This window comes from Corynebacterium sp. (assembly GCF_030530965.1).
Lineage (GTDB): Bacteria > Actinomycetota > Actinomycetes > Mycobacteriales > Mycobacteriaceae > Corynebacterium.
In genome coordinates this window covers 1-10,150 of sequence record NZ_JAUMTY010000064.1, presented here as the reverse complement: position 1 = coordinate 10,150, position 10,150 = coordinate 1, and the positions used below count along the sequence as shown (strand labels likewise).

The 10,150-nt window shown below is 59.7% G+C and carries 9 protein-coding genes and 1 riboswitch; of the genes, 1 reads left to right on the top strand and 8 read right to left on the bottom strand.

Features of this window, described 5'->3' with window-relative positions; translation table 11 throughout:
- Positions 1-380 (bottom strand): FAD-dependent oxidoreductase (locus tag Q3981_RS09550; RefSeq protein WP_303125672.1); only part of this gene is annotated, 380 nt, incomplete at its 3' end.
- A riboswitch (TPP riboswitch) is annotated at positions 372-479 on the bottom strand. It overlaps the preceding gene by 9 nt.
- 346 nt (positions 480-825) lie before the next feature.
- Between Q3981_RS09550 and Q3981_RS09545 the strand changes: the two genes are divergently transcribed.
- Positions 826-1,350, top strand: a complete 525-nt coding sequence (locus Q3981_RS09545) for a hypothetical protein (RefSeq protein WP_303125670.1) — start codon at positions 826-828, stop codon at positions 1,348-1,350.
- A 6-nt stretch (positions 1,351-1,356) separates the two neighbouring features.
- Here the strand turns inward: Q3981_RS09545 and Q3981_RS09540 are convergent, their stop codons facing one another.
- From Q3981_RS09540 to Q3981_RS09510, 7 genes are all read right to left on the bottom strand, one after another.
- The gene (locus Q3981_RS09540; protein WP_303125668.1) at positions 1,357-1,572 is read right to left on the bottom strand and encodes a hypothetical protein; all 216 of its coding nucleotides are present in this window, start codon (positions 1,570-1,572) and stop codon (positions 1,357-1,359) included.
- A gap of 175 nt (positions 1,573-1,747) precedes the next feature.
- Positions 1,748-3,007, bottom strand: coding sequence for a formate-dependent phosphoribosylglycinamide formyltransferase (purT, locus tag Q3981_RS09535; protein ID WP_303125666.1), 1,260 nt, complete (start codon positions 3,005-3,007; stop codon positions 1,748-1,750).
- 5 nt (positions 3,008-3,012) lie between these two features.
- The gene (locus Q3981_RS09530; RefSeq protein ID WP_303125664.1) at positions 3,013-4,242 is read right to left on the bottom strand and encodes an ATP-binding cassette domain-containing protein; all 1,230 of its coding nucleotides are present in this window, start codon (positions 4,240-4,242) and stop codon (positions 3,013-3,015) included.
- Positions 4,243-4,294: 52 nt separating this feature from the next.
- A complete protein-coding gene (locus tag Q3981_RS09525; RefSeq protein WP_303125661.1) occupies positions 4,295-4,909 on the bottom strand; it encodes an energy-coupling factor transporter transmembrane protein EcfT in 615 nt (204 codons plus the stop codon).
- A gap of 411 nt (positions 4,910-5,320) precedes the next feature.
- The gene (locus Q3981_RS09520; protein ID WP_148209756.1) at positions 5,321-6,010 is read right to left on the bottom strand and encodes an ECF transporter S component; all 690 of its coding nucleotides are present in this window, start codon (positions 6,008-6,010) and stop codon (positions 5,321-5,323) included.
- Between the two features lie 442 nt (positions 6,011-6,452).
- Positions 6,453-8,906: an excinuclease ABC subunit UvrA gene (locus tag Q3981_RS09515; RefSeq protein WP_303125659.1), complete on the bottom strand. Its 2,454-nt coding sequence runs from the start codon at positions 8,904-8,906 to the stop codon at positions 6,453-6,455.
- 236 nt (positions 8,907-9,142) lie between these two features.
- Complete coding sequence (locus Q3981_RS09510) at positions 9,143-10,120, bottom strand: nucleoside hydrolase (protein WP_303125656.1); 978 nt, start codon at positions 10,118-10,120, stop codon at positions 9,143-9,145.
- Positions 10,121-10,150: the final 30 nt, after the last annotated feature.

Genomic DNA, 10,150 nt, shown 5'->3' with positions numbered 1-10,150 from the left:
TTCATGCCGAACGATTCCTGGAAATCTCGCGTCTCGGCCAGGTGCACCCGATCGGCAGAATCGGCGGCGACGACGTAGGTTCCGTCCCGACGGAAACCCGTCGCGTGGGGATCGTCGGGGTCAGAATGAGCGGCCAGAGCGACGCGTCGGACCAGACTCGGGTACCACAGCGCGGATTGACGCATGAGGGGGACCAACGCGTCCTGCTGATACTGCATCTCTGCGGCCGGGGCTAACATGCCCGCGGCGTGGTGGCTCGCCCCCGAGAGCGGAGCAGGATCGAGAATCGATACCGAGCACTCCGGATCGAGCTCAGTCAGTTCAAACGCGGTGGCCAGCCCCACAAGACCAGCGCCGATAATAGTGATGTGCCGGGACATAGGCTCCTTCCCTCCGGCGGCATTATCCGCATCAGGTTTACGGTCGGCGGGGATGCCCGCCCTCTCAGCCCACATCACTGGGCTCCCGTAGGTCGACGATGTCGATGTTCAGTTTTCGACGGTTAGTGTCCGTGTGTTTTCGGCGGATACCGCGTGTGTATCCACGTCACCCGATTATATTCCCCGGTGGAGGACCGCGAGGGCGTCGATGGGAATCGCTGGTTCGGGGGTGGCGATCATATCCTGGTCGGTGCATACGCTGCCGGGGAGTACATAACCTGCACAATGCTTATCAGAATAATGAAGCAAATCTGGGTAGTCTTGAATGTAGCCAGACCTTCCCAATTCTTATCTTTCGATAACGCTTTGGGTTGACGGTGGAGATGTTCGGAGGGGGCTGAAGAAAACACGTCGCAATATCAGTCAACGTGAGCATGGTGATGAAATGGTGTACGTAAAGAAACTTTCTCCGCGTCAACGTGGTGCAGTAACTTCTTTATTCATCGCTGTTGCCGCTGCAACTATGCTCAGCGGATGCTCTTCGTCGTCAGATTCATCGAATAGCGAGAAGGCGGAAAGCGCTATTTCAACAACAAGCGCAGAGCAATCGTCTAACGAAGAGTCACATTCCGATAGTTCGAGCCCTACACCTTCGAATTCGACACAGCCTTCCACCGGGCATTTTGTTAATAGTGATGGGACGTGCAACCCCGACGTCATCGATATCAATCACGAGAAAAACACAGCGGAGACGCACTACCACGGCCTACCCGGTGACCAGGTAGCGATGAAGTTTTACGACATTAATGGAAATAAAATAAAACAGACTGACAGTGGCTTTTCAGCAGGGAAAACAGGTGAGGGACCACTTTTCGTCACCGGAGTTGCCAATGCCGATATCAGCTATATCGGCGTAAAAATTGAACATAAAGATGGGGAATCCCAGGAGTGCAAAATACTGGTGGAGTAGCAATCGTTACCCTTGCTCTCGATTTTTCTGAAAATAGCGGACTAGCTCCCCCACACCACGACTCACCAGGAGAAGAGCCGCAAAAACTATGATTTTAAAAATCGCACTTTTGCCCTCCAAGACCGTCGTCATGAGGACCGCCACCGCCACGCACCCAATAATGATGGTAAAAAACGCACTCAAACTGGGGACGCCAAAGAACTGCCGAAGTTTCTCGCCCACCGAAATCCCTCCTTGTTATTTACGTTAGGTCCACTCTATAGATATAGATCTATCGCGACAATAGAATTTGGGACCGTAACAAACACGTAACAGCCCAGGAGGGACTTGCCGACGGCGGGCTCGTCAAAGACTAAGCCGCCAGCTCATGGCCGGCTGCGGCTCAACGTCCAGCCTCTCACTCCCCACGGTCCTCAGCCCCGCGCGAGCTATCACCCCAGCCATCCTCCGCCTCAGGCACGAAAGGATGCACCGTGGATGCCGCTTGCGTCGCCCGTGACCGCGCAGTCTCAATATCCTCGGCAGTCGCGGTCACAACGCCCATCCGTCGATGAGGAAAAGCCTCGGGCTTGCCAAAGAGCCGCAGGTCAGTCTCCGGCACAGCCAGGGCCTCCTTCACCCCCGAAAAGGCCACGCCGTCGCCCCTCACGCCACCGTAAATCACGGCAGACGCACCCGGCGACACCAGCGTGACGTCGACAGGCAATCCCAAAATCGCCCGGGCATGCAGCTCAAACTCCGACAGGCGCTGAGTCCCCATCGTCACCATGCCCGTATCATGCGGCCGCGGGCTGACCTCGGAGAAATACACATCGTCGCCCTTGACGAACAGCTCGACACCGAAGACGCCGCGCCCACCCAAAGCGTTGGTCACGCGCGCCGCGATGGACCGTGCATTCTCCGCGGCCGCGTCGCTCATCGGCGCGGGCTGCCACGACTCCACATAATCGCCGGAATGCTGACGATGCCCCACCGGCTCGCAGAACCACGTGGCCACCTTGCCCGTCGAGGGGTCCACCGCGCGCACCGTCAGCAGCGTGATCTCATAATCGAAATCAACGAACTGCTCGACGATCACGCGGGCCTGATTCACGCGGGCGCCGCTCATCGCGTAATCCCACGCCTCGTCGAGGTCCTCCGGACCGTTGAGCACGCTCTGCCCCTTGCCGGAGGAACTCATCACCGGCTTCACCACGCACGGGAAACCCATGGCATCCACGGCGTCGTCGAACTCGTCGCGGGTCGATGCGAACGCGTAGCCACTCGTCGGCAAGCCAAGATCTTCCCCCGCTAACCGACGAACTTCCTCGCGGTTCATCGTGACGCGCGTCGCCTCGGCCGTGGGGATCACCGTGTAGTCCGACTCCAAATCGCGGAGCGCGTCCGTCGCGATCGCCTCGATCTCCGGCACAATGAAATCCGGGCGAACGTCGTCGACAAGGTTTTTAATGGCATCCGGGTCCGTCATGTCGATGACATAGTGAAACTGCGCCACGTGATGAGCAGGCGCGCCGTCATACCGATCGACCGCGTGAACTTCCACCCCCAAACGCTGGAAAGCTATTGCGACCTCTTTGCCCAACTCCCCCGAACCAAGCAACATGACCTTGGTCGCGCTGGGGGACAGGGGCGTTCCGATTGCATCTGGTGTGTACACGCTGGTCAGAGTACCAGCCGATAGTCCGAAAGCTCGGAATACGGGCCGTTGTGGCACGTCCACACCACCGATTTAGGCTCGCCTAATGTGCTGCCGCCGTGCGAGCGCAGCACATCATGGATCTCGCCGGCGACGAACCCGCGCATGATCCGCTCCAAGGTGCGATACCCATAAACATCCAGGCCAACGGTGGGCTCGTCCAGGAAAAGGAACTCCGGGCCGCGGGCTAGCGCGCAGGCCACCGACACAATTCTTCTTGCCGACGACGCTACGTCCAGCGGGTGAACGCCCGCGACATCCTGCAGGCCGCAATACTCGATCAGCGCGTCGGCGTTGCGGAGAGTGGAGCCGATCGCGATCTCGTCCCTCACTGTTTTCGCCGAGAACGATGTGTCCATTGATGTGGGGGCCCAGCCGTAGCGGAGGGGGTGGGGTTGGCTGGCGGCGTCATCCGGCCCGACGACTTGCTGCGATCCACCACTGTGCTCAATCAAATCTGCCAAAGCGAGGAGAAGCGTGGTTTTCCCCGTACCGTTCGGCCCCGCGATGTGAGTAATCCCGCGCGGGATGCCCGCCGACAAAGGCCCCAGCGTAAAAGCGTGGCGCTCGACCACGAGGTCGTTGATCACCAGAACAGGCGAGGGAGCATAGGCGGAATCAGCGGATTCGGCGTCGGAGCCGCCAGCGGAGTCGTCGTCGGGAGTTTGGCTCAACTCGACCGGCGAGTCATATTTCGCCCCCGCAACGGGATTCAGCCCGACGTCCTCGGGATAACGCGACTCAACGTCGCACAGGTCAGCTAAGTGGTTCCATGTGCGGTCGAAAATGGTGACGTCGCCCGGAAAACTATCCACGACCTGCACCAATGCGCGCGTCGCATCCATGTCACATCCGTCCAATGGGCAATCCAACACCAGATTGTCAGGATTACGTAAGAGGGCGGACGCGATGGCCACCCGGCGCGTCTGACCCGTCGACAATTTGGATGGATCGCGCTGGAGGAGCGTCGACAACCCCCATTGACCAGCAACATCCTGGATCCGCGCGCGCATGTCCGGCACGGGCACACCCATCTGCTCCATGCCGAACGCGAGCTCCTGCTCCACCGTGCTCCGCAGCAACGTGATGTGGGCTGCCGCATCATTGCCCACCCACGCGGCTCCCGTGTCCTCCGCGAGGGCCCACGCCTCTTCGCTCATCCCCGAGCCGCTCGGGGCGCACACAAACTTCTTCATCTCTATCCTGCTTTACCCGCTCTATCCCGCTCTGCCCTGCTCTGCTTCGCTCTTACCCCGCGATCCCCCACACGCAGGCCGCGAACATCAACGCAACCATCCCGTAACGAACCACACGCTCCCACGCGCGATCGCGAACCGGGTACAGCACCGTCCGCCGCCCCGGCTGGGCAATCCCCGTTCGCGACAACGGCCGCGACCGCTGCGCCGCATCCGTCACCAGCCCCACGACCAGCGGAATGACCAGCTTTCTCCGCTGCGGCTTCACGCCCCTCGAGCGCTGAATCTGCTGGATGGTCCTCATTCGCGACGTCGCCAGCGGGATCAACCGGACGACCGAGCCCACCACATACACGATCGGCGCCGGCAGCCACGTTTGCAGGGCGCGCATGAGCGCATCCGGGTTGACTAGCGAACCGAACATCACGCCGCAGCCCACCACCGCGGCGAAACGAAGGCTCAGGGCGGCGGCCGTCGACCATGAACCAAAAAGGCCGTACATCAGCGAAAATGACACACACGCTGGGATGATGATGGTGACGGCGGCCAGGGTTGCTGCCTTATTCCTAATAGCAATCGCTGCCACCACAGCAACACCTATTCCGATAGCCGACGCCCACGGCGTGTTGAGCACCGTGACGCTCACCATCAGGCAGGCGGCGGTCACGAGCGGAGTGTACGGGTGGATGTCGAGCTCCTTAGGTTGTCGGGGTGGCGGGTTGGTTGAGGTTGGTTATGGGGAATTGAGCCCGCACGACGTCGGCGAATGTGTGCGGTGCTGGACCCACAGCGTCGGCAATTAAGAGGCTAGACGGCAATGGCACATCAAGACCACAAAACTGCGGGGGTATGTGGAAGTCCAAGAAAAGTGCGGAGGTATATGGTCAATTTTTGGCCATTTTTCGCCCATATTCCTCCGCAGTTTTGGTGAGAGGGACCCATATTGCCCCGCAAAATTCGAGCAGGAACATGAGACGGGCGATCGCTGCTCGGGTTCGCTGCCACGCACGACCGTCACCAGGGCCTTTTCACCGAGCTACCAAGCCAGGGTTTCCCGCCGAAAACGCCGCCAAAACCCCTACGACTTCTTCGTCGAAAATGAGCGGATGGTCCGAAGCGGAAGAGCCGCAATAATCGCCGCCACCAGCGTGAACACGATCACCTTATCGATCGGATCCGAGGTCAGCGACTGCAAATAAACGGCCGTCATGGGGCTGAATCCGAGCCCGCGATACGCCGTCACCAACAGGCCCGTGCCCGTACCGGCCGTCCCGCCGAAAATGAACGACGCCACCGGCGCAGCCATCAACGCGGACAGCAAACCAACGAACACGCCGGCGATCGGGGGAACCCAGCGCTTCGTCCACGGCACCAGCCCCGCGAGCAAGCCGATCATGGCGTAATCCGCCGCGAAGGGGACGACGGTCGGGTTGAAGGTTCCCCAGATCAGAGCCGACAGCACACCCGTTGCCATACCCGCCTGCGGACCGGCAAGGGCGGCGATCAGAACCGTCCCGATGGAGTCCAGGTATAGAGGAACCGGCAACGGCATCGTGCCGATCACCTGCCCGACCACGATGTTAATGACCAACGCCGCAGGCAGCAGGGCCAGCGACCGCGGGGGCAGCTTGGGCACAATCCCGATCAGCGCGATCAGCGCACTCACACCGAAACCGGCCAGCGCGATAATCGAGCCCTTACCATCGGCAAGCGACTCCCAGGGATCGTCCGGCTGCATCAGGACCAGCGTCAACCACGTCGCCGCCATAATGAGAATCGCGATGGCGGTGCACACATTCGCGGAGTTGAAGATGCGTCGCTTGAGGGTATTCGACGCTGTACCTTGTTTGTGGCCAGTGTGGTCTGGTGATGTAGTGGGCTCGACGGGGCCGTTGGTGCTCATAGGTTCTCCGTATCCGGCACATTCTCGGACTGATTATGCACGTGCGGCACGTGAAACGCAGCGCAACTATGCAGGTAGACGCGCTTCGCTTTGCCAAGCACGCTTTCAGCAGCTTTCCACGCGTTTCCGCGCGGCTGCTGGTACAACGCTCTATGTCACCTCGAGCTGTCAATACTTTAACCCATGGGAACACCGACCCCGGAAACCCGTGTTGACCTCGAGCTTATTAATTGCCGACGGGTATGCGGTAGGGATTCGGGACGCGCGCACGAAGTATGCGGCGGAGCACACCACGAACGCTCCCACGTCACGCCCGCACAGCCTCCCGTAAATACCGCCCCGTCAGTCCGGGCTCCTTCTGCTCGACCAACTCCCGCGGCGTGCCCTCAAACACGACCTGGCCACCCTCATCACCCGCGCCCGGCCCCAGGTCAATGAGCCAATCCGCGTGCGCCATCACCGCCTGATGATGCTCCACCACCACAACGCTCTTACCCGAATCCACCAACTTATCCAGCAGAGTTAACAACTTGTCGACGTCCTGCATATGCAGACCGTTCGTCGGCTCGTCCAGAACGTAGACTCCGCCGTCGTCGGCCATGTGTACTGCTAACTTGAGGCGTTGGAGTTCGCCACCGGATAGCGTCGACAATGGTTGGCCGATAGTCAGATAACCCAAGCCGACGTCGGATAGCCGACGAAGGATCGCGACCGCGCTGCGAACCTTCGCTTCTCGACAAAACGGGAGGGCCTGGTCGACGGTCATTGCCATGACGTCGGCAATGGTGGAGCCGCCCAACGTGTAGTCCAGGACCTCCGCAGAGAAGCCTCGGCCGGCGCAGTCTTCGCAGGTAGAGCTGGTGCGGCCCATCATGCCGAGGTCGATATCGATGGTTCCCAAGCCGTGACACGACGGGCACGCGCCTTCAGAGTTGGCGCTGAACAGCGACGGGGTGACGTTGTTCGCCTTTGCGAATGATTTGCGGATGGGGTCCAGCATTCCGGTGTACGTGGCGGGGTTGGAGCGACGGCCGCCCTTGATCGGGGACTGATCGACGTAGACGAGGCGCTGGTCGGGGGTGGCTCTGTTGCCGACGGAATCTCCGGCGCGGGCACTGCTTTCACGAGAGCCGTGCTCAGCGCTTCGCCGACGCAGCTCGCTCATCAGCGAACTCTTCCCGGAGCCGGCCACGCCAGTTACAGCCACAAGCTCCCCCAGCGGAATCGACACCGTAACGTCGTCGAGATTATTCAACGAAGCATGATCGATGGTGATCGTGCCGGTCGGCTGCCGGACAGTATCTTTCACACGAATGGAATCATGCAGGTGGGTGCCCGTCGCGGTCGAGCTCTCACGCAACTCCTCCACGCTGCCTTCGAAGCACACCGTCCCGCCATCCTTACCCGCGCCCGGCCCCATATCGATCACATGGTCCGCGATCGCAATCGTTTCCGGCTTGTGTTCCACGACGAGCACCGTGTTCCCCTTGTCCCTCAGACGCAGGAGCAGGGCATTCATGCGCTCGATATCGTGCGGGTGCAGGCCGGCGGTGGGCTCGTCGAAAATATAGGTAGCATCCGTGAGCGCCGAATTCACGTGTCGCACCATCTTGGTCCGTTGCGCTTCACCACCGGATAGCGTCCCCGCGGGGCGGTCGAGCGTCAAGTAGCCCAGGCCACTATCGACGAATGTGTCCAGCATCGCCAGCAGGTTCTCAATCACCGGCTTCACCTGGGGTTTGTCGAGCGTCGCCACCCACTCGGCCAGCTCGTTGATCTGCATCCCCGCGGCGTCTGCAATAGAAACTCCATCGATTGTCGACGTTCGAGCGCCCTCGTTCAGTCGCGTGCCGTGACAATCAGGGCATGGCTTGTAAGTCACCGCGCGGTCGACGAACTCCCGAATATGCGGCTGCATAGATTCGCGATCTTTCGACAGCATCGAATTCTTAAGGTGCGGAACTAAGCCTTCATACGTTCGATTGACGTTATTTATTTTGACGCGTTCCGGCTCACGATAAAGAAAATCGTGCATCTCTTTATCCGTGAAATCCTTAATGGGTTTGTCCCCATTGACGAACCCCGATTCCACGATTTGCCGAACAGACCACCCTCCAGCTTTGTAACCAGGAATGGTTAAAGCGCCATCATTAAGGGAAAGCGTGTCGTCGAAAAGTTCGGTCAACTTTAAATCGGTGACGGTCCCCATACCTTCGCAGGTCACGCATTGCCCGCCGATCACGGTGAACCGTTTGGCTTTGCCTTTTTTCTGGCCCACTTTCTTGATTGCGCCGCCGCCCGTCACCGTCGGCTGATTAAATGAATATGCCTTAGGCCCACCAATATGAGGTTCGGCAACACGGCTAAATAACAGGCGTAAATAAGCCAAAGCATCGGTAACAGTGCCGACGGTGGACCGCGGGCCACCACCCAACGACGACTGATCCACACTGATGGCCGCCGTGATCCCCTCGATACGATCGACGTCCGGCCTGCTGGGAGCTTGCATAAACCCCTGCACAAACGCGTTATACGTCTCGTTAATGCTGCGCTGCGCCTCCGCGGCAATCGTGCCGAACACCAGCGAGCTCTTGCCCGACCCCGACACACCGGTGAAAACGGTGAGCTTCCGTTTCGGGATATCGACGGTGACGTGGCGCAAATTGTTTTCCGACGCCCCGACGACGCGAATGACATCGTGCAATTGTTGAGCACTGTTTGAAGAGGCTGCAGTTCGTGCCGACGTGTTCTGAGTAGCCACCCTCTTCACTGTAGTTGCAGCACAAGATCTCTCGAAGATTTCCTAACTTCACGAGTGATCTAGCCACCGTATTCGATACGTCACCACACTGTTCGCGAGGCATAATGTAATAAGTTCGTCTGCCGTAGGAACGGCATTGGCCCTGGAGTGCGTAGCCCCGTCGACAAAGGAAACCACGAACTTATTTCCGACGCTAGACAAGACGTTATCAGGACCCGCGTTACAGGAGGCCAGCGCTATGAAGTGAGAATGGCGAACACGCGCTGCGTTTCGGCTCTCACTTCATCGGGATCGACAGAATCGAGAACGTGGATCGTGGCAGCCTCGCCCCGATCCCCATCAGCCGCCACCGTCGTTATCGCTCCCCGGTCATCAGGCACGGCGACCAGTGCTTTATCCGCGGTGCCGTAATCGACCGCGTCGAGGGCCACCATGACGGCAAGCAAGTCATGGACCTGAGCACAATAACCGATCCCCTCGTTGTCGTGGAACTCGAAGTAAAAACGCAGCGCATCCTGTACAAGCGTGCCCAACTCGCCCGGCAAACCCCACCGTGCGATGTCGTCCGGCGTGACCATGATCGTTTCCGTCACACCCAGGTGGCACAGGGTGACATCCCAACCGCGCTGCCGAGTTTCGTCCAGCGTCATGGCCACCGCGTCGGGGTCGACCCAAAAATTCCACTCCGCCGTGGGCGTCGTATTTCCTCGATAATCGACGGCACCGCCCATGATCGTCAGCGAATCGAACCTTGACACCAGCTCGGGATTCATCGCTACCGACGTCAGCGGACCCGTCGCGACGAGATCGGCCGGGCCGTCCTGAAGAGCAGCTTCCCACACGTCAGTCGTCGTCAATGTACGGGAAGTGGTCGACTTATTGTCGGTGGATCCGCCACCATCGACCGACAGCCGCTCGCCCACCTCACGCGGAGGTCGGGCGTACCCGAGGCCGTAATCGCCGTGAGTTTCGGGAGTGGTGGTCAACGGGATCGAGACCGGCGCAGCCGGCCCCACTCCAACGGGAATGTCAGAGCATCCGCACAGGTCAAGCACCCAACGCGTATTTACAGCGACATTCTCGACCGTCGTATTTCCCGCGACGGTGGTCACGCCGGCTAACTCAATTTCCCCGGCGCGGTGCCGTGCCGCGAGATAAATCAGAGCGAGCATGTCGTCGATACCCGTATCAACATCCGCTACAAGTCTGCGCATAATAACCCCTTTTTAACTCACAACACTTTT

Bases quoted from the DNA above. Each gene is read 5' to 3' on its own strand.
- Q3981_RS09510 (WP_303125656.1), bottom strand. From the start codon at position 10,120: ATGCGCAGACTTGTAGCGGATGTTGATACGGGTATCGACGACATGCTC.
- Q3981_RS09530 (WP_303125664.1), bottom strand. From the start codon at position 4,242: ATGAAGAAGTTTGTGTGCGCCCCGAGCGGCTCGGGGATGAGCGAAGAG.
- Q3981_RS09545 (WP_303125670.1), top strand. From the start codon at position 826: ATGGTGTACGTAAAGAAACTTTCTCCGCGTCAACGTGGTGCAGTAACT.
- Q3981_RS09520 (WP_148209756.1), bottom strand. From the start codon at position 6,010: ATGGCGGCGACGTGGTTGACGCTGGTCCTGATGCAGCCGGACGATCCC.